We start from the raw sequence: 23,609 nt of genomic DNA, 5'->3' as shown, positions 1-23,609 counted from the left end.
TCACGAGGATGCTGTTCTTTTGCCAAGTTACGAGCGAGTAGTAGAAGTGTGAAGTTACGCGTCAGTAAAAACTTCCGGTGCTGGCCGGGAGCACTGACACGTGCCGCGGAACCGTCACCAGGCGGGCCTGATGGGACCGTAGGGCGCAATGCGCAGCAAACGGTCACGCAACGCCCGGACTTCACCCTCGCCAAGCAGTTCGACCCAGGGGCCGACGGCTTCCGCGGCCGCCTCCTCCGCCGCCCGCGTACAGGCCCAGCCCTGCTCGGTCAGCACGACCAGCCGGGCGCGCGCGTCATCGGGGTGCGGGCGCCGCTCGGCGTACCCCTTGCGGACGATCTCGTCGACAAGTTGACTCGCGGCCTGCTTGGTCACGCCCAGATGGGCGGCCAGCTCCGTGACCGTCGCCCCGCCGGGCGCGAGGCGCGCGAACGCGAACCCGTGCGCGGGCCGGACCCCCTCGAACCCACGGGCGACGACACCGTCGTGGATGCGCTGGGTGAGCTCGCCGGCGACGGCGAGCAGGGCGGCGGACAGGGCCATGGCCTCGGAGTTCTGCACGCACGCATTGAAACACCCTTGACGAATTGGTCAAGCAGCTTGACCATGGATCCACATAGTCAAGCAGCTTGACCATTCGCCGCTGGAGGCAGCCGTGCCCGTAGTCCGCTCGTCCGAAGCCGTCGTCCACGAGATCCACGGCGCGCGCTTCGTCTCGTACGCCACTCCCCTCAGCGGGAGCAGAGAACTGTGCGCCTGGCGGGGCGAGATCCCCGCTGGCACGAAGGCGCCCGCACACACCGTCAATCGCGAGGAGATCTTCCATCTGCTGGCCGGGGAACTCCTGATGACCCTCGACGGCCGTACCGAGCGGATCGCCGCGGGCGACACGGTGATCATCAATCCCGGCGCGACACTCGCCGTGGAGAACCCGACCGAGGAGACCGCGATCTCCTGGGTCACCACGTCGATCGGCCTCCAGGCGAAGCTGGCGGACGGCACGGTGATTACTCCGCCGTGGGCCAACTGACCTTGAGAACCGGGGTTGTGTCGGAAGCTGCGGGTCGGTCGTGGCTGGTCGCGCAGTTCCCCGCGCCCCTTACGGGGCACCCCCGTCTCCCCACCGGGGCACGAAGCGGTCACGCCGCCAAAGACCCCGGTGTGATCGCCCGCGGTCCGAACTTCGCCCGGACCCGGTCCGCCGCTTCCTCGACCCGCCGGACCTTCTCGTCCACCGGGTCGAAGGTGAGCTGGTAGGAGGCCTGTTCGGCAGGGTCGAGCCCCTCGGCACGCAGGACGATGCCGCGGACCCGGGCGCGCTGCAGCCCGAGCGCCTCGTACATGCGGTACGCGGCGTCGGTGAGCGCCGAGGAGTGGGCGGTCGGCTCGGGGAGGGTGCGGCTGCGGGGCGTGGTGGAGCGGTCGGCGTAGCGGACGGTGAGGGTGAGCGTGCGGCACACCTTCTCCAGGGCGCGCAGCCGGGCGCCCAGTTCCTCGGCGGCGGAGAGCAGAGCGCGCCGGTGCTGGTCCGGGTCCAACTCGTCGTGCGGGAAGGGGCGTTCGGCGGCGAGCGACCGTGAGACGGCGTTCGGTACGACCCGGCCGCGGTCGATACCCCGTGCCATCTCGTGCAGTTCGCGGCCCGTGCGGGCGCTGGTGAGCCGTTGCAGTGTGGACAGGGGCGCGGCGGCGACCTTGCCGACGCTGTCCAGGCCGTACTCGCACAGGGTGCGGGCGGTGGCGGTGCCGACTCCGGGCAGCGCCCGCACGGGCTGTTCCGCCAGGAACTCCGCGAGGGCGCAGGGGTCTTCGGGCACCACGCGGGTCGTTCCGGGGGCGGCTTCCCGCAGGGCCATCCGTGCGAACATCGGCCCGGGTCCGGCCCCGATCACACAGTCGACGCCGTGCCAGGCGAGCGCCCGCACCCGGATCATCGAGGCCAGTTCCTCGACGTCCCGCTTGAAGTACCGCTCGGCGCCCCGCAGATCGGCCAGCGCTCCGTCCGGTGGCAGCGCCTCGACGACGGGGGTGAACTCCTCCAGCGTGCCGAGGAGCCCGGGCAGGGCGGCCTCGTACGCCGGAGGCAGCTGGAAACGTACGCAGAGGATGGTCATCCCGCACTCCCCGGGCTCTGGTGCCACAACTTCTTTCCACCGGCGGGCCCTTCGCCCGCCGGGCGCAGATCGGCCCACGGATGCATTTCGTATCCCGTGGACATCTGGATTCGACGGCCGCCCGTCGGATCTCCCGTGTCCCGCGAGCCACCCTCGGCCCCGTCCTCCCCCTGCGGCTCGGCCAGCCGCAGGGCCACTCCGTCCAGGCCTTCCTCGCGCCGCAGTTCCACCAGGTCGGCGAGGTTCCAGGCGGCCGCCCCGACCACGCTGAGGCTGCGCGGGCCGCGCCGCTGCACCACTCCGCGTACGAGCAGGAGCCAGGAGTGGAAGACGGTGTGCGCGCACGCGTCGTGGGAGTCGTCGAAGAAGGCGAGGTCGACCAGGCCCGTGCCGTCGTCCAGGGTGGTGAAGATGACCCGCCTGCCGGAGCGGATCGGCGGGGTCTGGGTGGCCGCCTTGGCACCCGCGACCAGGACCGTCTCACCGTGCCGTGCCGCCCGCAGCCGGCGCGCGGTGACCACGCCCAGCTCCTCCAGGAACTCCCGGTGATCGTCCATCAGATTGCGTGAGGCGTCCATGGAGAGCACACCCAGCTCGGCACTGAGCCGCTCGGCCGAGGAGAGGTCGGGCAGCCCGGCCGGCGCGGTCTTCTGCCCACCGGCCAGGGGAAGTTGGTTCCCGCGACCGGCACGCGCTCCCCGGTGCAGCTCGGTCAAGTGCAGTTGCAGATCACGGCGGTTGGCACCGAAGGCGTCCAACGCCCCGACCTGCGCGAGCCGTCCGGCCAGCGGACGGCTCGGCCGGGCCCGTTCCCAGAAGTCGAGCAGCGAGGCGTACGGCTGCCCGTCCGCGATCCGTGCCGCCTCGGCCTCGCTGATGCCGTGCACGTCGGAGAGCGCGAGCCGCACACCCCAGGCCTTCCCGGACCCCCTGAGGGTCCCCCCGGCCACCCCCTTGAACCCTTCGAACCCCTCAGAATCAGACACCAGTTCGATACGGTGTGCGACCGCCGACCGGTTCACGTCCAACGGCAGGATCGGCACCCCCCGCCGCCGCGCGTCCGCGAGCAGCAGCCGCTTCGGATACATCCCGGGATCGTGCGTGAGCAGCCCGGCGTAGAAGGCGGCCGGGTGATGCGCCTTCAGCCAGGCCGACTGGTACGTCGGCACGGCGAAGGCGACCGCGTGCGCCTTGCAGAAGCCGTACGACCCGAAGGCCTCGACGATCTCCCACGTACGGGCGATCGTCTCCGCGTCGTACCCCCGGGCGGCCGCGTGCTGCGCGAACCAGAAGCGGATCCGTCCCTGCGACTCGGGGTCGGACAGCCCGCGCCGCACCCGGTCCGCCTCGTCGCGCCCGCAGCCGGTCATGATGTCGACGATGTCGATGATCTGCTCGTGGAAGACCACGACCCCGTACGTGCTCCTCAGCGGCTCCGCCAGATCCGGGTGCGGGAAGCGGACCGGCGCCCGGCCGTGCCGCGCCTCGATGAACGGCCGCACCATGTCGGCCGCGACCGGTCCCGGCCGGAAGAGGGAGATGTCGACGACGAGATCGTGGAAGTTCGCGGGCTGCAGCCTGCCCACCAGGTCCCGCTGGCCCGGCGACTCGATCTGGAAGCAGCCCAACGTCTCGGCGGACCGGATGAGTCGATACGTGGCGGGGTCGCCCTCCTCGACGGCGTCCAGGTCGACCCGGTCCCCCGTGGCCCGCTCCACCTCGGCCACCGCGTGCGCCATCGCGGACTGCATGCGCACGCCCAGCACGTCCAGTTTGAGCAACCCGAGGTCCTCGACGTCCTCCTTGTCGAACTGCGACATGGGGAACCCCTCGCCGCTGGTCGGCATGACGGGCGTACGGGCGAGGAGCGAGGCGTCGGAGAGGAGGACCCCGCACGGGTGCATGGCGATTCCGCGCGGCAGGGCGTCCAGTGCCTCCACCAGGTCCCACAGCCGCCCGTACTTCTCCATCTCCCCGGCCAGGGGCCGCAGTTCGGGCAGTTCCTCCAGTGCCGCGCGGGCGTCGCGGGCGCGGATGTGCGGGAAGGACTTGGCGATGCGGTCGATGTCGGCCGGGTCCATGGAGAGGGCCGCGCCGACGTCCCGTACCGCATGGCGTACCCGGTACGTCTCCGGCATCGCCACGGTCGCGACCCGCTCGGTGCCGAACCGGCCGATGATCGCGCGGTAGACCTCGAGCCGGCGTGCGGACTCCACGTCGATGTCGATGTCGGGCAGAACCGGGCGGCGCTTGGACAGGAAGCGTTCCATCAGCAGCCCGTGCGCGACGGGGTCGGCGTGCGCGATACCGAGGAGGTGGTTGACGAGCGAGCCCGCGCCGGAGCCGCGCGCGGCGACCCGGATGCCCATCTCCCTTACGTCGTCCACGACCTGAGCGACCGTCAGGAAGTAGGAGGCGAAGTTGTGGTGGGCGATGATGTCCAGCTCGCGATGCATCCGCTCCCAGTAACCACGCGCTTCGGAAGAACGGTCGTAGCCGCGCCGAACCATCCCCGCCGCCGCCCGCGAGGCCAGTACCCGCTGCGCGGTACGGCGTCCGGCGCCGACGAGATGCGGCTCGGGAAAGTGCACGGCGCCGAGGCCGAGGTCGTCCTCCGGGTCGACGAGACACTCGGCGGCGGTGGCCCTCGTCTGTTCGAGCAGGCGGTACGCGGTGTCACGGCGATAGCCCGCGGCCTCGACGATCCGTTCGGCGGCGCCGAGCATGGCGCCCGCGTCCTTGAGCCAGGCCTCGCCGCTGTCCAGCTCCTTGCGGGGGTCGACCGGCACGAGCCGGCGGGCCGCGTCCAGGACATCGGCGACCGGGCCCATGCCCGGGTCGGCGTACCGGACGGCGTTGCTTAGCACGGGCCGCACCTGCTGCTCGGCGGCGAAGCCGACGGTACGGGCGGCCAGCCGCAGCGAGCCGGGACCGGTGCCCTCGCGCCCGTGCCAGACCGCTTCGAGACGCAGGGCGTCGCCGTAGACCTCCCGCCAGGGCACGAGCAGTTTCGCGGCCCGGTCGGGACGCCCCGCGACGAGCGCCCGGCCGACGTCGGAGGCGGGCCCGAGCAGAACGGTCAGGCCGTCGGCGTGGTTGTCCGCCCAGGGCAACAGCGGCCCGTCCGTGTCGCCCGCATGCGTCGCAGTAACGATTCTGCAGAGCTCGGCCCAGCCCTTCGCACCGTCCCGGGCAAGGAAGGTCACCCGAGGCGCCGACTCGTCGATGAAGGCACCGCCCCGCACGGGAGCCCGCCGCCGCCCCCCTCTTACGGACCCGCTTACGGACCCACCGAGCCGTACGGACCCCTCATCCCGCGCGGCCCCCCGGACTCGTACGGACTCCCGAACACGCGCGGACTCCCGAACACGTACGGGCTCCTCGACCGCGAGGTCGACCCCGAACAGTGGACGCACACCCTGGGCGGCGCAGGCCTTGGCGAAGCGGACCGTGCCCGCGAGGGTGTCACGGTCGGTGAGGGCGAGCGCGTCCATGCCCCGCTCGGAGGCGCGCTCGGCGAGGCGCTCCGGATGCGAGGCCCCGTGCCGCAGGGAGAACCCGGAAACGGTGTGCAGATGCGTGAAGCCCGGCACGCGCACCTCCACCACTCCCAGGGGCTCCCACGCCAGCCCTCGAACGTTTGTTCCCTACTCCCTCACCCCCACCATAGACCAATTCCCGAACATGTGTGCGACATCCGTTCGGACCCGTCCCACCTGCGCAAACGCCGGGCGGCTCGGACCGTGGGGGCATGACACAGACAGCCGGGGCCCCACGCCGGACCTTCCTCGAAGAGGTGAAGGACGGAGTCACTCCGCGGGCCACGCTGCTCGTCATCGGTGTGGTCGCCCTGCAACTGCTCTTCATCGCCTCCTATGTGGGGGCGCTGCACAACCCGAGGCCGAAGGACGTGGCGTTCGGGGTGGTCGCCCCGGGAGCCGCCGCGGACCAGGCGGTGGCCCGTCTGAAGCAGCTCCCCGGCAAGCCACTGGACCCTCGCGCGCTCCCCGACCGGGCGACGGCACGCGAGCAGATCGTGAACCGGGACATCGACGGCGCCCTGGTGATCGACCCGGCGGGCACCACCGACACCCTGCTGGTCGCGTCCGGCGGCGGCAAGGTCCTGACCACCACACTGATCGCGCTCGTCACCGGGCTGGAGAAGGAACAAGGGCGCACGGTGAGAACCGTCGACGTGGTCCCGGCCGACGCCCAGGACGCCAACGGGCTCACCACCTTCTACCTGGTCGTCGGCTGGTGCGTGGGCGGCTATCTGTGCGCGTCGGCGTTGGCGATCAGCGCGGGCGCACGGCCGGCCAACCCGCGGCGCGCGACGATCCGGCTCGCCGCCATGGCCGTGGTCGCGATCGTCGGCGGCCTCGGCGGCGCGCTCATCGTCGGACCGGTCCTGGGAGCCTTGCCGGGCAGCGTCTGGGCCCTCTGGGGGCTCGGCGCGCTGATCACCTTCGCGGTGGGAGCGGCCACCCTCGCGTTCCAGTGCCTCTTCGGGGTCGTCGGCATCGGAGTGGCCGTCCTGCTGATCGTGATCCTGGGCAACCCGAGCGCGGGCGGCGCCCTCCCACCCCCGATGCTCCCGCCGTTCTGGAGGGCGATCGGCCCCGCCCTCCCGCCGGGCGCCGGCACCTGGGCGGCCCGCTCGATCGCCTACTTCAAGGGCAACGACACAACAGCCTCGCTCCTGACCCTCTCGGCGTGGGCGGCAGTCGGAAGCGCGGTAACACTCATCGCGGGCTCTCTACGGGGCAAGCCATCGAGCCCCGCCCCACAGGGGCGCCCCTGAAGGGGCGCGGGGAACTGCGCGACCAGCCCCCACCCACCCGCACCCTCCCCACAACGCGAGAACCCCGCCCCCACCCGGAAGGTGAGAACGGGGCTCCAGCCCAACTGAACCGTCAGCCGATCTGAGTACCCGTGGCGGACAGCGCCTCGGTAACCGGCTGGAAGAACGTCTCCCCACCGGAGGTGCAGTCCCCGCTGCCACCGGACGTGAGTCCGATCGCGCTGCTCCCCGAGAACAGCGACCCACCACTGTCACCCGGCTCCGCGCAGACATCGGTCTGGATGAGCCCGTTCACGATGTCGCCGTTGCCGTAGTTCACGGTGGCGTCCAGCCCGGTCACCGACCCGTCGTGCACCTGGGTGGTGGACCCGCTGCGGGTGACCTCCATACCGACGGTCGCCTCCGCCGCACCCGTGATCTCCTGAGCGGAACCGTTGTAGAGGTTCACCTCGCTCGGGTGGTCCACGTCCGCGGTGTACTTCACCAGGCCGTAGTCGTTGTCGGGGAAGCTGGAGTCCGCGTTCTCACCGATCTCGGTGCCGGACGAGTCGGACCAGTTGGTGATGCCCTCGGTGCAGTGCCCGGCGGTGAGGAAGAACGGCTCGCCGCCCTTGACCACGTTGAAGCCGAGCGAGCAGCGGCCGCTGCCACCGGTGATGGCGTCACCGCCGGCGATGAAGGGCCTGAACTCCCCCTTCGTGGTCTTGAGTTCGGCCTTGGCGCCGAGCCCCTCGACGACCTTGGTCAGCTGCGCCATCTTCGCGCCCTTGACCGTACGGTCCGCGGTGACGACGACCTTGTTCGTCGCCGGGTCGACCGCCCACGAGGTGCCGGGGATGGTCGCGTCCTGCTTCAGCGTCGTACGGGCGCCCTTCAGTTCGGCGAGGGAGTTCTCGACGATTCTGGCCTTGGCGCCGGCCGACTCGACGGTCTCGGCCGCGGCCTCGTCGAGGACGTTCACGACGAGGCTCTTCGCCTTCGCGTCGTAATACGTTCCCGCGGCGTCCGTGCCGAGGTCCTTGCCGAGCGTCGAGGCGAGCTTTCCGGCCGCCGTGACCGAGAGGGTCTTGAGCTCTGGAGCGGGCGCGGTCTCACTCGCGTTCGCACTCTGCAAGGTGACTCCCGCGGCGACCAGTGCGGCGATGCCCGCACCTGCCACGGCGGCCCGCCGCTTGGGTATGCGTCGGTGCTTCAACTTGTGTCCTCCTGTGGGGGGTCGGAAACGGCGGCTGTGGGGGCCACCGAGACCGAAAGGTGTACGGACATGAGCCCGACTCGCAATAAAAGCCGCGTCCATGCCAACGGACGCCGACCACTATTCCGAGGCCGTACGGGAGCACACAAGGTCGACTTCAGGACGCGCGTGCCACAACGGACGCGCGCCCCCGCATGGTTGACGCGCGTTGACAAGTGGCCGTCTCACCACGTCGATTCCCATAGCAAACACTACGAGCGAGTAACTAACGGCAGCCTGTGAGGTCTAGTCCTGTCCGGATTTCGACCCTCCGAAGTCCGGATCCAACGGTGTCTCGACGGGCGGGAGTTGCTCCTGCATCGATTGCTGCCACTGCGCCAACAGCTGTTGCGCCTGCGTCGAGAGCTCCTGCGGCTGGATCGGACGCTGCTGCGCCTCGGGCAACGACGGCTGTGTCGGAGCCGTCCCGTCCGACGGCTGCGGCTGCACCTGGGGCGCGGGAGGCGCCGCCTGTTGCGCCGGCTGCTGTGCCCGCTCCAGGAACCGCAGCAGCTCGACGGGGAAGGGCAGCACGAGCGTGGAGTTCTTCTCGGCCGCGACCGCCACCACCGTCTGCAGCAGCCTCAGTTGCAGAGCCGCGGGCTGCTCGGACATCACTCCGGCGGCCTCCGCCAGTTTCTTGGAGGCCTGGAGCTCGGCGTCCGCGTTGATGACCCGGGCCCGTCGCTCACGGTCGGCCTCCGCCTGCCGGGCCATCGACCGCTTCATCGTCTCCGGCAGCGACACGTCCTTGATCTCGACGCGGTCGATCGAGACGCCCCACTCCACGGCCGGGCTGTCGATCATCAGCTCCAGGCCCTGGTTGAGCTTCTCGCGGTCGGCGAGCAGATCGTCCAGTTCGCTCTTGCCGATGATCGAGCGCAGAGACGTCTGCGCCATCTGCGAGACCGCGAAGCGATAGTCCTCGACCCGGATGACCGCGTCCGCGGCGGACACCACCTTGAAGTAGACGACCGCGTCCACCCGCACGGTGACGTTGTCCCGGGTGATGCCCTCCTGCGCGGGTACCGGCATCGTCACGATCTGCATGTTGACCTTCTGGAGCCGGTCCACGAAGGGCACGATCATGGTGAATCCCGGACCACGCACCCCGGATCGCAGCTTGCCGAGCCGGAGCACCACGCCCCGTTCGTACTGTTTGACGACGCGGGCCGCCGCCATCGCGTACACCGTTCCGACGGACGCGAGAGCCACTCCCGCCGTCACCAGCTCCTCGATCATTACGACCCCCAGGGTCCGTACCGGGCGCAACAGGTGTGTACTTCGACGGTAACTCCGGCGCGGACGCGAAGGGGAGATGGAGGACCGAGGTGCCGAACGGGATACGGATGCGGGACGGACGACTGCTGGCGTTCGAGGAGTGGGGGGACCCGGACGGCAGCCCGGTGATCCTGCTGCACGGCACACCGGGCTGCCGGCACGGGGCGGTGCCGGCGGAGCTGATGGCCGAGCGTCCCGGGGTGCGGTTCATCGCGTACGACCGGCCGGGGTACGGGGGTTCGGACCGCGGTCCCGGACGCCGGGTCGCGCAGGCCGCGCGGGACGTGGCGGCGCTGGCCGACTCGCTCGGGCTGGGGAGGTTTGCGGTGCTCGGCCGCTCGGGCGGTGCCCCGCACGCGCTGGCCTGCGCGGCGCTGCTGCCCTCGCGGGTGCGGCGGGTGGCTGCGATGGCGAGCCTCGCGCCGCCCGTCGCCGAGGGGCTGAACTGGTTCGACGGGATGGCGAGGTCCAACGTCGAGGAGTTCACACAGGCGCTCACCGACCCGCTGGAGTTCGCGGACCGGCTCGCCACCCGGGCCGCCGCGATCCGCGCGGACCCGGCACAGCTCCTCGCGTCGATCAAGGACGGCCTCACCGACTCCGACCGCCGGATCGTCTCCACCCCGGCCGTGAGCGAGATGCTGCTGCGCAACTACCGCGAGGCGCTGCGCGAGTCGGCCTACGGCTGGCTCGACGACACCCTCGCGCTGCTGAGCCACTGGGGCTTCGACCCGGCGCGGATCACCCGCCCCGTGCTGCTGTGGCACGGCGCCGAGGACACCTTCTCCCCGGTGGGCCACTTCGAATGGCTGGCCGAGCACATCCCCCGCGCCCGCCCGGTCCTGGACCCGAAGGGCAGCCACTTCTCAGCCCTGGAGGCCCTCCCGGACGTACTGGACTGGCTGTGCGCGACCCCACGGACCGACACCTGACCGGGCCACCGCCCCACACCCGAAGCGCCTCAGCGCCAGGGCGCCGCCCCACACCCGGGTCGCCTCACACCCGAAGCGCCTCACACCCGAAGCACTTCACGCCCGAGATCACCTCACACCCCGAGGACCACTCACGCCCAAGACCGCCTCACACCCCGGGCCCCACTATGAGCCCGCTCCCCGCCGCCCCCGGCCGCTCCAGCCGTGCCCCGCGCATCAGGTCCATCACCCGCTCATGGCTGTCGCCCACGGCGTCCGTCACCCGCAGCCGAAGCCGCAACTCGTCGATCTCGTCGACGAACCGCTGGGTGTACGCGCCGTGGGGCGCGGTCTCGTACCCGGTGGCGCCCGGCAGGGGGAAGCCCGCGCCGACGAGCATCTGCCGGTAGTGCTTGCCGTGCACGAGCCCCATGGCGGCGAGTTCCCGCAGCAGCCCCGCGTGGTCGGTCCACTCCCCGGAAGCCCCGTCGTGCGGTACGAGTCGGTACTCGACCCGCTCCACCACGGCGTGCTGCGGACCGCCGTTCAGTATGCCCACCTCCCAGGCGGGCTCGTCCGGGACGAAGGCGCCGGACACCCAGGACGCACGCCAGCCCAGCGCGGGCCGTACCGTACGCGCGTACTGCGCCCGGCCGAGCACCGCGGCGAGGGCGACCGCCAGCAGGCTGCCCAGCGCGTCCGTGTCCATCAGCCGCAGCCGCCAGGGCCACTGGCGGCTCAGCTCCCCCGTCACATTGCCGCGCGTGATCTCCCACAGGAGCACCAGCGCCAGCACCACGAGCAGCACCAGCGGTGTAGTGAACAGCAGCGGACTGCGGCGTACATGGCGCTGCTGGTCGGAAGCCACTTCCCTGTTCCCCCGGTCGTCCTCATGCACCCGGGCGAGCCCGCACGGCCAAGGACGAGCCCCCGCACCGCGAACGGCGGGCGGGGGCTCGTCTGCTGCTGGCTGCAGTCAGGTCACGCGGGTGTCGATGTGTCGCGTACCGGTCAGAATACGTTGACTCCGTAGGCGCCCAGCGCCTCGGTGACCGGCTGGAAGAACGTGGTGCCACCGGAGGTGCAGTTGCCGCTGCCGCCGGAGGTCAGACCGTAGGCGACACCGTTGCTGCCGTAGAGCGGACCGCCGGAGTCGCCGGGCTCGGCGCAGACCGTGGTCTGGATCATGCCGTAGACGATGTCGCCGCCGCCGTAGTTCACGGTCGCGTTCAGCGCGGTGACGCGTCCGGTACGGGTGCCGGTGGTGGAACCGGTACGGATGACGTTCGTGCCCACGGACGGGGTGGCGGCGCTGGTGATGTTCACGCTGCCCGCGGTGCCTTCCTTGGCGATGCTCGTGTTGCTGTACCGGACGAGACCGTAGTCGTTCGTCGGGAAGCTGGATCCCGCGGTCGGCCCGAGGACCGTGGTACGGCCGGAGTTGGAGTACCAGGTGCCCGCGCCGTCGGTGCAGTGACCGGCGGTCACGAAGTAGTCGGCGCCCGCGCTGTTCTTGACGTTGAAGCCGAGGGAGCAGCGCCAGCTACTCGCATAGATGGCGTCGCCACCCTTGATCAGCTTGTTGATTTTGCCCGGGGTGTGCTTGATCTGCAGAGCGCCGGCGTTGGTGCCCGCGGCCCGCTTGATCTTCGCGATCTCCGCCTTGGAGACGGTGCTGTCGACCGTGACGACGACCTTGCCGGTCTTGGCGTCGGTCGCCCAGGCGGTGCCCGGCACATCGGCCTTGAGCACCGAAGAGTTGGCACTCTTCAGCTGGGTGGTGCTGAACGTCTGAGCGTCGCTCGCGTTCGCGGAGGGGATGGTGAATGCGGCCGCGGCCACGAGTCCGGAGGTGACGGCGATCAGCCGGGTCCGTCTCGCTATTCCGCTGCGGGGGGTGGTGCGCTTGGTCCTCACTGTTCGTTCCCTCCAAAGGGAAGTCGGGGGCCCGCGTGGGGTCGGGGCCCGTGAGGCGCACGCCAGGAGCAGAATGCCCGGATTCCGGACACGCCGTGCTCCTGACAAGGCGCTGGGGGGAGTATTTGGCCGCACACCCGACGGGCGCAAGGGCGCCTTTCGGCCGTGCGGTGTTCAACTTACGTATGTCCCACGGGAGTTGATCTCATCGACGGCAGTGTGTGGATTACGTGCGGATTATCGGAGCAGATTGCGTTCCCCGGCGGCAATCGCCGCGCTCAGGGTATTGCCCGGCGGTGGGAATGGGCAGATGAAGTGGTCCGCGAATGCGCAGGGTGGGAGCAGGGCCCGATTGAAGTCCACCGTCGTGCGCCCCTCCGCGTCAGGAGCCGCCGGGCGCAGGAACCGGAAGCGATGACTGCCGTTCCCACTCGTCGCATCGCCGAAAACCGCCCACAGCGATCCGTCCCCCTGAACCGTCACCTGAAGGGTCAGATCCTGCCCGTCCAGCCTGAAGGCGAGTTCACCGCCGAGCCCGAGCCCGCGCTCCCGTCCGTCGGCGTTCGCCACGCGTACGGTCCGGTCCTCCCCGTACGGCGTGAAGCGACCCGCCACCGACCAGCGCGGATCGTACGGCGTGGCCTCGATGCCCCGGAACGCCCGCCGGGCCGGGGAGGCGGGGTCGAAGTCGCGTACACCCAGGACCCCTTCGCGCACGAGGACGACGAACCGGCGCTCGCCGTGCGCGACCCGGGCCGTGGCGGCCGGACCGGGGTCGGCCCCGAGCCCGACCTCACCGGCGAAGGGCTCCCCGTCCACGAGGAGGCCGTCGGCCGCGTCGGCCGTCAGCACGAGAGCGTCACCGTCCAGGGACCACCGGCCCGGCATGTCCGGAAGTAGCCCCTCCGGATAGTCCTCGATCCAGTGGGTGCCGCTGAGCGCGAGCGGGCCGTGGGGCGCGGACACCGTCTCGGTGCGGTGCTCGTGCCAGTGCTTCCACTCCTCGGACGCGTCCGCCGCCACGTGTTGCGTGGTCATGTGATCAACCCTTCCACCGGGCTCCGCCGGCCCGAGGTGTGAGCGCGGCGTCGCGCCGGTGTATTCCGCCCGGCGCGACCGCCGGCGGTCGTGAACTCCCCGAACGCCCCGGCGGTCGTAACCGCCGGGGCCCCGGATCCCGGGATGTTCTAGATCTTCGGCAGGCCGGGCGGGTTGATCTCCGACTTCGGGACGGCCTCACTCGACAGGCCCCAGCGCTTGAGCACACGCCCGTAACTGCCGTCCTCGATCACGTGGTTGACGGCGGCCGCGTACGCGTCGACGAGCCCGCTGCCCTTCTTCGTGGTGGCGGCGATCTTGCCCTGGAGGTCGTCGCCCGCACCGGAGAGCGTGCCGATGATCTGCGACTGCCCGGCCGAGGCCACGTGGTACGCGGCGGACGGGCTGGGGCCCAGGTAGGCGTCGATACGGCCCGACTGGAGGGCCAGGTAGTAGTCCGTGTCCTTCTGGAAGTACTTGATGGACACCGGCTTCCGGCCCGCCTTCTCGTTCTGCTTGCTCCAGTCGACGAGGATCTTCTCCTGGTTGGTGCCGGAGGAGACGGCGATCGTCCTGCCCGCCACGTCCTGGGGTCCCTCGATCTTCCAGTCGGTGCCCTTCTTGGCCTCGAACGAGATGTTGTCGAGACGGTAGGTCGCGAAGTCGTACTTCTCCTTGCGCTCCTCGGTGACGGTGACGTTCGAGAACACGGCGTCGAACTTGCCGCTGTCGAGACCGACGAAGAGGTTCTCCCAGGAGACCTCGTCGTTGTCGAGCTTCAGTCCGAGGGTGTCGGCGACAAGGGTCGCGAGGTCGATCTCGGAGCCGATTCTGGTCTTGTCGTCGGTCGCGTAGAAGCCGAGTGGCGGCGAGGCGTCGGCGCTCTGGCCGAGCTTCAGCGTGCCGCGCTTTCGGATCGCCGCCGGGACGAGCGCGGCGATGTCGTCGACCTTCTTGCCGCGGATCCGGTTCTGGTCCGGGCCGATGTTGACGTCGCCGACCTTCTTGGTGCCGGAGCCGCCCGTCCCGGTCGCCGCGTCGCTGTCACCGCCGCAGGCGCTGAGCAGGGGTGCGACGACAAGGGCTGCGACGGAGGCGGCGAGGGTACGTCGGGATATCACGGGTGAACTCCTGAAATGAGAAGGAACGAACAGAAACAGAGAGAGACGAGGTCAGAGGACCTTGGAGAGGAAGGCGCGGGTGCGTTCGTGCCGCGGCCGGTCGAGTACGTCGCCGGGGGTGCCCTGTTCGACGATCCGGCCGTCGTCCATGAAGACGACGGTGTCGGCGACCTCGCGGGCGAAGCCGATCTCGTGCGTGACGACGATCATCGTGGTGCCCTGGTGGGCCAGGTCCTTGATGACGTCGAGGACCTCACCGACCAGCTCGGGGTCGAGCGCGGACGTCGGCTCGTCGAAGAGCAGCAGTTTCGGCTCCAGGGCGAGCGCCCGGGCGATGGCCACGCGCTGCTGCTGTCCCCCGGAGAGCTGCTTCGGGTAGGCGTCGGCCTTGTCGGCGAGCCCGACCCGGTCGAGCAGCCCGCGCGCGGTCCCGGTGACGTCCTTGCGGGACCGCTTCAGCGCGGAGACCGGGGCCTCGACGATGTTCTCCAGCACCGTGAGATGCGGGAAGAGGTTGAAGTTCTGGAAGACGAACCCGATGCGGGTGCGCTGCCTGAGGATCTCCCGCTCGCGCAGCTCGTACAACTTGTCGCCGGAGCGCCGGTAGCCGACCAGCGAGCCGTCCACGCTGATCCAGCCCTGGTCGACCTTCTCCAGATGGTTGATGGTCCGCAGCAGCGTGGACTTGCCGGATCCTGACGGACCGAGTATGACGGTGACCTCACCGGTCCGCACCTCCAGGTCGACGCCCTTGAGGACTTCGAGCGAACCGAAGCTCTTGTGCACGGACTTGATGTCGACCATGGGGGCGGCGGCCGCCCCGTCCTTGGTCAGCGGCGCGCTCATCGCGTGCTTCCCTTCGCGAAGTGTCGTTCGACGTAGTGCTGGAGGACCGAGAGCGCGGTGGTCAGGAGGATGTACCAGGCCGTCGCGACCATGAGCAGCGGTACGACCCGGCCGTTGCGTCCGTAGATGACCTGGACCTGGTAGAAGAGTTCGCCGATCGCCATGACGGAGACGATCGAGGTGCCCTTGAAGAGGGAGATCACCTCGTTGGCGGCGTTGGGCAGGATGGAGCGCATCGCCTGTGGCAGCACGATCCGCCGGATCTGCCGCAGCCTGGGGATGCCGAGCGCGGCGGCCGCCTCCAACTGCCCGCTGTCGACGGACAGCACGCCGCCTCGCACGATCTCCGCGGCGTACGCGGCCTGGTGCAGGGCCAGCCCCAGCACGGCCGCGCTCATCGCGCCGACCAGGCCCATCGTGTCGAAGGAGAAGAAGCCGGGCCCGAAGGGGATGCCGAACTCCAACTCCTTGTAGAGATAGGCGAGGTTGAACCAGAACAGCAGCTGCACGATCAGCGGGATCGACCGGAACGCCCAGATGTACGCGAAGGAGACCGCCTTCAGGAACGGGCTGGCCGACAGCCGCATGAACGCCAGGACGATGCCGAGCGCGAAGCCCAACGCCGTTCCGTAGAAGGTGAGTTGCAGCGTCACCCAGACCGCCTTGAGGATCACCTCCGCGGTGAAGAACTCGGCGAACACCTCCCACTCCCAGCCGGAGTTGGTGGCGAGCCCGTGGACGAACTGGGCGAGCAGCACGGCGGTCACGAACACCGCGACCCAGCGCCAGGGATGCCGTACGGGCACGACCTTGAGCGCGCCGTAGTCCTCGGGTTCGACGGATGTTCTGGCAAGGGGTGGATCACTGGTCAGCGACATGGGAGTTCCTCTGGATGTCCTCTGGGTGAGGGAAGCGAGCGAGGGCGCCGGCGGTGCGGAGGGTGCGGTTACGCGGCGGCCCTACAGGACAGCGCGCGCAGAAAGGCCAGCGCCGCGCGCGCCGTTGCGTCGTTCTGCCGGAAGGCGGGCCCTCCGGTGCGCGGCCGGGTGAACGCACCGGAGCCCCGGGCGTCGGTGTGCGGCCCGAGCGCGAATCGCCGTGGATGCGGGGTGCCGGAGCGGTCGAGGACACGCCCGTCGGCGGGGTCCACGGCGAGCAGTCCCTCGGGCGTCGCCGCGGCCCCTTCGGCGTACAACTCGCGCAGCAGCGAGTCACGTGTGCGCTCGACCGTGGGATGCGGCAGCCGCGCCTCGACGAGCGCCCGTGCCTCGACGTACTCCCCCGGCACCCCGGCGCTCCCGGCCCGGAACACCCCGTCCGAGGCCGATACGGTCATGCCGGCGCCCAGGAACCTGAGAACCCCGGCTCGGGACAGGGCGAGCATCTGCCGCAGTCGCGGTCCTGGCGGCCCCGACGCCAGATAGCTGAAGAAGCCGTGCCACCAGGACCCGATGTCACCGAGCCGTACCAACTGCCCGTAGACGGACAGAAGTCCGAGGAAGACCGCCATGTCCGCGCTGTGCGAGGAGTCGTGACGCCGGGTCAGGTCTCCTTCGATGTAGGCCCGCAGACCGTCCTGGAGTTCGTCGTACGAGGCATGGCGGACCCCGTCCAGCGGATGGTCGAGCGCGGCCGGGTCGAACCGGTCGGCGGTGTCGGGCACGGCCGAGGCGACCAGGGCCTGGATCTCGGCGCTGTCACCGGCCGCGTACTTCTCCTCGAAGTCCGTCCAGGCCATCTCCGTGCGCTCGGGGTGGGCCGTGAACAGCCGGTGGTAGTGCGCGAAGCCCAACTCCTTCTCGACGAGCGGCCACACGTCCCGCCGGAAGTCGAAGCCGCCGGGGCGCGCGAGCAAAGCGTCCACTTCACCCGGCCCGAAGAACCGTGGCAGCGGCGGCCGTTCACCGGTCCAGTCGTAGCCGATCTTCGAGTGGTACGGGACTCCGCGCCGCGACCCGACGTGCAGCACGGGCTCGCGCCCGGACGCCAGGTACGTCAACTCCCCGTCCGGGCCCGTCTCGTAGCGCCCGCCACGGCCTTCGGTGAGCAGCACCATCAGGTCGACGAAGGCGAGCCCGAAGCCGCGTACGAGCACCGGTTCGCCCGGTGCGAGAGCGGACAGGTCACTGTCGGCGGTGAAGTCCGGCGGCAGATGGACGAGATCGTGGGCGCGGGCGTACGCGGCCAACTCGCGCTGTTCCTGGTCCAGTTCGGCGTCGAGATGGCCGAGCGTGAGGACGACCAGGTCGGCGAGGAGCGGGCGCGGCCGGCCCTCCAGCCACACCTGCTGGCGCCCCTCTCGCGGGCCGACGACCCGCAGGGCACGGCGGGCGTGATGGTGGACGCGGATGCCCGGCGGGAGGGCGGCGACCGTCTGCTCGTAGACCCAGCGCATGTACGTGCCCTGCCGTTGCCGGTCCGCGAAGACGCGTCCGTCGAGTGCGGCCCACTCGTGCAGCGTGGGGCCCTCGCGCACCGGTCCGGCCATGTCGACCGTCTCGTCGGTGAACATCGTGACGTCCTGCGCCTCGGAGTTCATCCACAGCAGCGGTGACTGCGCCTCGCGCCAGATACGGCCGCCGCCCGGCGGGTAGGGGTCGACGAGATGGATGTCGAGCCCCTCCGAACCGTCCCAGCTGCCGCCCGAGCCACCCACCCCCTCGCCCGAACTCCCGTACAGCTCAGGCGCGTTGGCGGCGATCCGCTCCAGGAGGCCGGTCCCCCGCGGCCCGGCTCCCACGATCACCAGTGAGGGGCGTATCGCGCTCATCGCGTGCGCTCCGAACCGCGCGCGTAGTGCCGCTCGACGTAGTGCTGGCCGACGCCGAGCACCGAGGTGACGACGACGTACCAGAGTGTGGCCACCATCAGGAGGGGGATGACCTGGTAGGTGCGGTGGTAGACGAGCTGCACGGAGTAGAGGAGGTCCTGCACGGCGATCACGCTGACGATCGAGGTGCCCTTGAGCGTGCCGATCAGCATGTTCCCGGCCGGCGGCACGATGGAGCGCATGGCCTGCGGCAGCACGATCCGCCACCAGCGGCGCCACCGGCTCAGCCCGAGCGCCTCCGCGGCCTCGATCTGACCGCGGTCCACGGAGAGGATCCCGCCGCGGACCACCTCGGCGGCGTACGCGGCCTCGTGCAGAGTGAGCCCGATGATCGCGACCGTGACGGGCCCGAGCAGGTTGACCGTCCTGACCCCGAGGATCGTCGGATAGAGCGCCCCGATGTTGAACCAGAACAGCAGCTGCACCAGGATCGGCATCGACCGGAAGAGCCAGACGTATCCCCAGCTCACCGCGCGCAGCACGGGGTTGGCGGAGAGCCGGAACGCGGCGAGCAGCGCGCCGAGGGCGAAGCCGAGCGCCATGACGAGCGCGGTCAGCCAGAGGGTGAGCCAGAGACCGCGCAGGACCGAGGCGGACGTGAAGTAGTCACCGACGACGTCCCACTGGAAAGCCTCGTTGCGGACGACGGAGTTGACGGCGAGCCCGAACAGGATCAGGACGACGCCGGCGGCGGTCCACTGGCCGAGGCGGCGGCGCGGGACGATGCGCGGGGGCACCGCGTCCTGCGGCGCGGCCACCTTGGTAAGGGTGTGCGAGGACATGCGAAGGCTCCGTGATACGTCGAGTCGAACACGGGTGGTGCCTTCACACGGGTCACGCGGAACGTACGACGCCACGAGGGCGTCGTACGGCGTGTACGGCCGAGCCCCTCAGCAGGGCCGTCCACCGAGAGTACGGGTGCGTTTCCCCTCGCTGTCAAGGCCGTCCACACTGTGAGCCGTACGTCTCACGCCAGTTGACGCCAAACCGGATGCCTGTTCCACTTGCTCCCATGCATCCGCAGCAGTGGCTGGTCAAGCGCTCCCACATCGACTTCGGTCGAGTGTGGTCCTCTTCCTGTTGAGCTGACCCCCTGCGCGCCCGAGCCCTTCATGGGCGGGCGCCTTCTGCGTTTCCCACCTTTCTCCACCTTCTCCACGCCTTCACACGCGCACCCCTCCCCTCTCGCTTCCCAGCTCCCTTCCCGTCTTCTTCCTCTTTTCCTTCCTCTCCCGTCCGCCGTCCTCGCCGGGAGAGTCACTCCTCTGCCCAGGAGATCCGTACGCCATGAGTACGCCCTCACGGCCCCGCCGTACCCTTTTCATCCCCTTCGCCCTGATCACTTCCGCGGCACTGCTGCTCACCGCATGCGGATCCGGCACCGACGGCGGAAGTGACACCCAGGCCGCGGCCGCGTCCCAGAAGATCCCGACGACGGACGTCGTCTCGTCTCTCAGGACGGACGCCTCCGCCGCGAAGCTGCTCCCCGCGGGCACCGACTCGCTCACCCTCGCCGTCAGCGTCGGCGGGACCCCGCCCGGCACCGGCTATCTGGAGGACGGCAAGACCCTGGCGGGCCAGGACGTCGACTTCGCGGCCGCCGTCGCGAAGGTCCTCGGCATCGAGCTCAAGCGGGAGGCCGCGAGCTTCGAGGCGATCCTCCCGGCGCTCGACAGCGGCAAGTACGACGTCGGCGTCGGCAACTTCGGCGTCACCGACGAGCGCCGCGGGACCATCGACTTCGTGACCTACATCAACGACGGCCAGGGCTTCGCCACCCGGGAGGACAGCAAGCTGCACAAGGTCACCGACCTCGCCCAGCTGTGCGGCCTGAACGTCGCGACCGGGGCCGGCACCACCTTCGAGGCCACGCTGGAGGAGAACAAGCACGTCTGCTCCGACGCCGGCAAGAAGGCGTACAAGGTGCAGACCTACAACGAGCAGGGCGCCATCTGGTCCTCGCTCCAGCAGGGCCGCAGCGACATCGTGATGAGCACCATCAACGGACTGCGCTATGCCGTCGCCCAGCAGGAAGGGCTGAAGTTCCTCAACGAGTTCCACCGTCTCGACGTCGGCTTCGCCTTCAAGAAGGGCACGAAACTGGCCCCCGCGTTCCAGGCCGCGGTGAACAAGCTCATCGCGGACGGCACGTACGACCGGATCCTCAAGAAGTGGGGCACGACCGGCTCGGCGATCGAGAAGTCGGAGATCTCACCGCCGGAACTCAAGGACTGACCGGCCGTCAAGCCTGACTCCGCCAGGCCGAGACCGCCAGCCCGAGACCGTCGGGCCCGAGGCCGTCAGGCCCGACGGTGACGAACAGGTGAGTCAGCAGTTGCAGCCGCAATCGCAGCCGCACCCGTCACAGCAGTTCCCGCAGCAGTCACAGCCGTCGCAGCAGTCGTCGCAGTTGTCGCACCGCCGGCAGATGCCCTCCTTGCGTTCCCCGCTCCACGGGTCGTCGTACTCGCAGCAGCACATCTGGCACGTACAGGCCAGACCCATCCAGACGGCGCAGCCCGCGAGGAGTCCGCGCCGGTCACGGCGTGGCGGCTCGGGAGGGGGCGGAGGGGCGCCGGGCCCGGAGGGTGCGTACGGGTTGCCCGGCGGCGGCCCGTACAGCTCGGCCCCCCGGTGCGAGCAGGAGGAGGTGCCGAAGGCACGGTCCACCGAGTTGCGCAGTTCATGGGCGAGCAGCACATGCGCCAGCTTCGCGTCCGTGAACTCCGCGTCCTGCAGCGCGAGCCGTATCCCGTGCAGCGCGTCGTCGGCGAGCCGCCGGGCCTCCGGCAGGGAGGTACCGGTGGCGGTCAGTGGATTCCAGGCACCCGACGCGGCGTCAGTTTCCCTGTCCTCCACGGCGTCCAGCAGGTGCGCGAGCCGTCCGAAGAGCCGGCCGGCCTCGGCGAGCGGCTCCGCGTTGCCGGGCCGTCCGGCCAGGATCGCGGTGTGCGCGAAGGCCGCGGCGGTCGCGGTCTCGGTCGGCTCGGTGACGGTCAGCAGCGGGGTGCCGGGCCCGGCGAGCGCCTCGATGCCCACCTGCCGGTCCACGGCGTCGACCAGTACGGCGGTGTCGAAGCCGACGGCGGAACCCGTACGGGCACCCGCCCGCCCCCAGTTCGTGGCGACCCTGCGGGCCGCGAGTGCCACCGGCCGACGGGCCAACAGTCCGTCCCCGTCGGCCATGTGATCGCGCATCTTCGCGGAGGCGAGCACCAGCGAGACGGCGGCGGCGAGCCGGGCTCCCTCACCCTGGGCCACCGAGGCGCTCCGCATTCCGCGCAATGGACAGGGCCCCGCGGTGCGCCGCCATCCTGTGGCGCGATCGGCCTGAGCCTCCGTCAGAACCGATATCAGCAAGCCGTCGTAGTTCGTGACGACCCGTGCGAACTGTCCGTGATCCCCGCGAAGTGCGAGACACAGCCCGCACAAATGCGCCATCCATTGGGTTTTGAGGCTTTCTCCGAGCCGATGAGTGCATGGCCTGACGATTCCGAACACGACGATCCCCCGTGGTGTGTACGACGTTGAGCTGCGGCATCGTACCGACCACCCCGTTCACCCGTACGCCCCAGCCGTCACCCGTCCGCCGTGAAGAATCATATTTCACTCTCAGTCAGCAGCGGTGTACGGCACGACCCTTGGGGTACGCGGCCTCTCGACGAATTCGCTGTGCACCAGTACCGTCACGAAACCCCCGCGCGGCGTCTATCCCCTTGGCGCGACATCCGCATCATGCACGACCATGGGGATGCGGAGAAAAGAAAGACCGCTGTGAGAGGAGGCGTCCATGGGATCGGTGCGCAAGGCGAGTGCCTGGCTTGGCCTCGTCGACGACAACGATGACGAGCGTTACTACGACGACGATTACGCAGAAGGGTCCGAGACCGGAGCCAGGGATGCCTGGGTCACGGACCCGCGTGTGAAGGTGGCGTCGGAAGCGGCCGAGGAGAAGGGCCGCCGGATCGGCACGGTCACCCCGGACAGCTTCCGGGACGCCCGTGGCATCGGCGAGCTCTTCCGCGACGGCGTTCCCGTCATCATGAACCTCACGGCCATGGAGGCGGCCGACGCCAAGCGCGTCGTCGACTTCGCGGCCGGCCTGATCTTCGGCCTGCGCGGCTCGATCGAGCGTGTGTCGAACCGGGTTTTCCTGCTGACCCCCGCCGACACCGAAATCGTCAGCGGGGAGCCCGCCGCCCGCCGCGCGGACGGCTTCTTCAACCAGAGCTGAGCAGGGCCGCTCACCGGGCCCGCCTCTCGGCGCCGCGGTAGGAACTCGCCTACCGGAACGCGTCGAGACCGGTGAGCGCCTTGCCCAGTACCAACTGGTGCATCTCGACGGTGCCTTCGTACGTCAGCACCGACTCGAGATTCGTGGCGTGCCGCATCACGGGGTATTCGAGCGAGATTCCGTTGGCGCCGAGAATCGTCCGCGCCGTACGGCAGATGTCGATCGCTTCTCGTACGTTGTTGAGCTTGCCGAAGCTGACCTGTTCGGGACGCAGCCGTCCCGCGTCCATGCGCCGCCCGAGGTGATGGGCGAGCAGAATCCCCTTGTGCAGTTCGACCGCCATGTCGGCGAGTTTTGCCTGGGTGAGCTGGAATCCGCCGATGGGCCGCCCGAACTGCTCGCGCGTCTTGGCGTACTCGACCGCAGCCTCGAAACTGGACCGCGCGGCGCCCATCGAGCCCCACACGATCCCGTACCGGGCATGCGAAAGACAGCTGAGCGGCCCCTTGAGCCCGGTGACCTCCGGCAGAACCGCGTCTGCGGGCAGCCGCACCCCGTCGAGCACCAACTCGCTGGTGACCGAGGCGCGCAGTGACCACTTGTGCTTGATCTCGGGCGCGGAGAACCCGGGACGGTCGGTGGGCACGACGAACCCGCGGATCCCGTCATCGGTCCGGGCCCACACGACGGCGACGCCCGCCACGGACCCGTTGGTGATCCACATCTTCCGCCCGGTGAGAACCCAGTCCCCGCCGTCCCGCTTGGCGTAGGTACGCATGCCCCCGGGATCGGATCCGTGATCGGGCTCGGTGAGCCCGAAGCAGCCGATGACCTCACCGGCGGCCATCCTCGGCAGCCACGTCTGCTTCTGCTCCTCGCTCCCGAAACGGTGGATGGCGTACATCGCGAGCGATCCCTGCACCGAGACGAGCGACCTGATCCCCGAGTCGGCGGCCTCCAGCTCCAGACAGGCGAGCCCGTACTGCACGGCGGAGGCCCCGGCACACCCGTACCCGTCGAGCGACATCCCCAGCGCGCCGATCTCCCCCAACTCCCGCGCCAACTCCCGGATCCCGGGCAGTTCACCCTTCTCGTACCACTCGGCCACATACGGCAGCACCCGATCCGCCGCCCACGCCCGCACGGTTCCCCGGACCGCCAGATCCTCCGCACTCAACAGGTCGTCGACGCCGAGGGGATCGGCGGGATCGAACGGCGGCAACTTCGAGGAACGTGAAGAGGGCGAGGCAGAGGACGAGGAAGCAGACATGGCAGAGGCCTC

Annotated in this window: 20 protein-coding genes; 5 read left to right on the top strand and 15 right to left on the bottom strand. The window is 70.0% G+C overall.

Annotation, left to right across the window (positions count from 1 at the left end; all coding sequences use genetic code 11):
* Nucleotides 1-114: 114 nt before the first annotated feature.
* Complete coding sequence (locus JEQ17_RS36450) at nt 115-561, bottom strand: MarR family winged helix-turn-helix transcriptional regulator (protein WP_200399225.1); 447 nt, start codon at nt 559-561, stop codon at nt 115-117.
* A gap of 94 nt (nt 562-655) precedes the next feature.
* Between JEQ17_RS36450 and JEQ17_RS36445 the strand changes: the two genes are divergently transcribed.
* Nucleotides 656-1,030 carry a cupin domain-containing protein gene (locus JEQ17_RS36445; RefSeq protein ID WP_200399224.1) on the top strand — a complete coding sequence of 125 codons (375 nt, stop codon included), beginning with the start codon at nt 656-658 and terminating at the stop codon, nt 1,028-1,030.
* A 109-nt stretch (nt 1,031-1,139) separates the two neighbouring features.
* Here JEQ17_RS36445 and JEQ17_RS36440 read toward each other — a convergent pair whose 3' ends face one another.
* Nucleotides 1,140-2,114 (bottom strand): DNA polymerase Y family protein, encoded by a 975-nt coding sequence (locus tag JEQ17_RS36440; protein WP_200399223.1) that lies wholly within the window; start codon nt 2,112-2,114, stop codon nt 1,140-1,142.
* The gene (locus JEQ17_RS36435) at nt 2,111-5,707 is read right to left on the bottom strand and encodes a DNA polymerase III subunit alpha (protein ID WP_200401904.1); all 3,597 of its coding nucleotides are present in this window, start codon (nt 5,705-5,707) and stop codon (nt 2,111-2,113) included. Before JEQ17_RS36435 ends, JEQ17_RS36440 begins: the two co-directional genes overlap by 4 nt.
* A gap of 158 nt (nt 5,708-5,865) precedes the next feature.
* Between JEQ17_RS36435 and JEQ17_RS36430 the strand changes: the two genes are divergently transcribed.
* The gene (locus JEQ17_RS36430) at nt 5,866-6,915 is read left to right on the top strand and encodes an ABC transporter permease (RefSeq protein ID WP_200399222.1); all 1,050 of its coding nucleotides are present in this window, start codon (nt 5,866-5,868) and stop codon (nt 6,913-6,915) included.
* Nucleotides 6,916-7,027: 112 nt separating this feature from the next.
* On the opposite strand, the gene JEQ17_RS36425 is transcribed toward JEQ17_RS36430, so the two are convergent.
* Both JEQ17_RS36425 and JEQ17_RS36420 read right to left on the bottom strand, forming a co-directional pair.
* Nucleotides 7,028-8,110, bottom strand: a complete 1,083-nt coding sequence (locus JEQ17_RS36425; RefSeq protein WP_234048497.1) for a S1 family peptidase — start codon at nt 8,108-8,110, stop codon at nt 7,028-7,030.
* A 285-nt stretch (nt 8,111-8,395) separates the two neighbouring features.
* Nucleotides 8,396-9,391 (bottom strand): slipin family protein, encoded by a 996-nt coding sequence (locus tag JEQ17_RS36420; protein ID WP_200399220.1) that lies wholly within the window; start codon nt 9,389-9,391, stop codon nt 8,396-8,398.
* Between the two features lie 89 nt (nt 9,392-9,480).
* Between JEQ17_RS36420 and JEQ17_RS36415 the strand changes: the two genes are divergently transcribed.
* Complete coding sequence (locus JEQ17_RS36415; RefSeq protein WP_200399219.1) at nt 9,481-10,362, top strand: alpha/beta fold hydrolase; 882 nt, start codon at nt 9,481-9,483, stop codon at nt 10,360-10,362.
* A gap of 148 nt (nt 10,363-10,510) precedes the next feature.
* Here JEQ17_RS36415 and JEQ17_RS36410 read toward each other — a convergent pair whose 3' ends face one another.
* The 8 genes from JEQ17_RS36410 to JEQ17_RS36375 all read right to left on the bottom strand — a co-directional run bounded on the left by JEQ17_RS36410 (nt 10,511) and on the right by JEQ17_RS36375 (nt 18,875).
* On the bottom strand, nt 10,511-11,209 hold the full coding sequence (locus JEQ17_RS36410; protein WP_234048496.1) for a hypothetical protein: 699 nt from the start codon (nt 11,207-11,209) through the stop codon (nt 10,511-10,513).
* Between the two features lie 143 nt (nt 11,210-11,352).
* The gene (locus JEQ17_RS36405) at nt 11,353-12,258 is read right to left on the bottom strand and encodes a S1 family peptidase (RefSeq protein WP_200399217.1); all 906 of its coding nucleotides are present in this window, start codon (nt 12,256-12,258) and stop codon (nt 11,353-11,355) included.
* Nucleotides 12,259-12,495: 237 nt separating this feature from the next.
* On the bottom strand, nt 12,496-13,296 hold the full coding sequence (locus tag JEQ17_RS36400; protein WP_200399216.1) for a DUF1684 domain-containing protein: 801 nt from the start codon (nt 13,294-13,296) through the stop codon (nt 12,496-12,498).
* A gap of 149 nt (nt 13,297-13,445) precedes the next feature.
* Nucleotides 13,446-14,417, bottom strand: a complete 972-nt coding sequence (locus tag JEQ17_RS36395) for an ABC transporter substrate-binding protein (protein WP_200399215.1) — start codon at nt 14,415-14,417, stop codon at nt 13,446-13,448.
* A gap of 51 nt (nt 14,418-14,468) precedes the next feature.
* Nucleotides 14,469-15,263 (bottom strand): amino acid ABC transporter ATP-binding protein, encoded by a 795-nt coding sequence (locus tag JEQ17_RS36390; protein WP_325176303.1) that lies wholly within the window; start codon nt 15,261-15,263, stop codon nt 14,469-14,471.
* Entirely contained in the window at nt 15,260-16,141 is an 882-nt protein-coding gene (locus JEQ17_RS36385) for an amino acid ABC transporter permease (protein ID WP_200399214.1), read from the bottom strand. Before JEQ17_RS36385 ends, JEQ17_RS36390 begins: the two co-directional genes overlap by 4 nt.
* A 68-nt stretch (nt 16,142-16,209) precedes the next feature.
* Nucleotides 16,210-18,024: an FAD/NAD(P)-binding protein gene (locus tag JEQ17_RS36380; protein WP_407700170.1), complete on the bottom strand. Its 1,815-nt coding sequence runs from the start codon at nt 18,022-18,024 to the stop codon at nt 16,210-16,212.
* Nucleotides 18,025-18,029: 5 nt separating this feature from the next.
* Nucleotides 18,030-18,875 (bottom strand): amino acid ABC transporter permease, encoded by an 846-nt coding sequence (locus JEQ17_RS36375; RefSeq protein WP_200399212.1) that lies wholly within the window; start codon nt 18,873-18,875, stop codon nt 18,030-18,032.
* A 505-nt stretch (nt 18,876-19,380) separates the two neighbouring features.
* Between JEQ17_RS36375 and JEQ17_RS36370 the strand changes: the two genes are divergently transcribed.
* Entirely contained in the window at nt 19,381-20,328 is a 948-nt protein-coding gene (locus JEQ17_RS36370; RefSeq protein ID WP_200399211.1) for an ABC transporter substrate-binding protein, read from the top strand.
* Nucleotides 20,329-20,421: 93 nt separating this feature from the next.
* Here the strand turns inward: JEQ17_RS36370 and JEQ17_RS36365 are convergent, their stop codons facing one another.
* Nucleotides 20,422-21,594, bottom strand: a complete 1,173-nt coding sequence (locus JEQ17_RS36365) for a DUF5685 family protein (RefSeq protein ID WP_200399210.1) — start codon at nt 21,592-21,594, stop codon at nt 20,422-20,424.
* Between the two features lie 289 nt (nt 21,595-21,883).
* Between JEQ17_RS36365 and JEQ17_RS36360 the strand changes: the two genes are divergently transcribed.
* Nucleotides 21,884-22,327 carry a cell division protein SepF gene (locus JEQ17_RS36360; RefSeq protein WP_200399209.1) on the top strand — a complete coding sequence of 148 codons (444 nt, stop codon included), beginning with the start codon at nt 21,884-21,886 and terminating at the stop codon, nt 22,325-22,327.
* Nucleotides 22,328-22,376: 49 nt separating this feature from the next.
* Here the strand turns inward: JEQ17_RS36360 and JEQ17_RS36355 are convergent, their stop codons facing one another.
* Nucleotides 22,377-23,597, bottom strand: a complete 1,221-nt coding sequence (locus JEQ17_RS36355; RefSeq protein WP_200399208.1) for an acyl-CoA dehydrogenase family protein — start codon at nt 23,595-23,597, stop codon at nt 22,377-22,379.
* Nucleotides 23,598-23,609: the final 12 nt, after the last annotated feature.

Source organism: Streptomyces liliifuscus (genome assembly GCF_016598615.1).
Taxonomy (GTDB): domain Bacteria; phylum Actinomycetota; class Actinomycetes; order Streptomycetales; family Streptomycetaceae; genus Streptomyces; species Streptomyces liliifuscus.
This window is presented reverse-complemented; position numbering and strand designations above follow the sequence as displayed.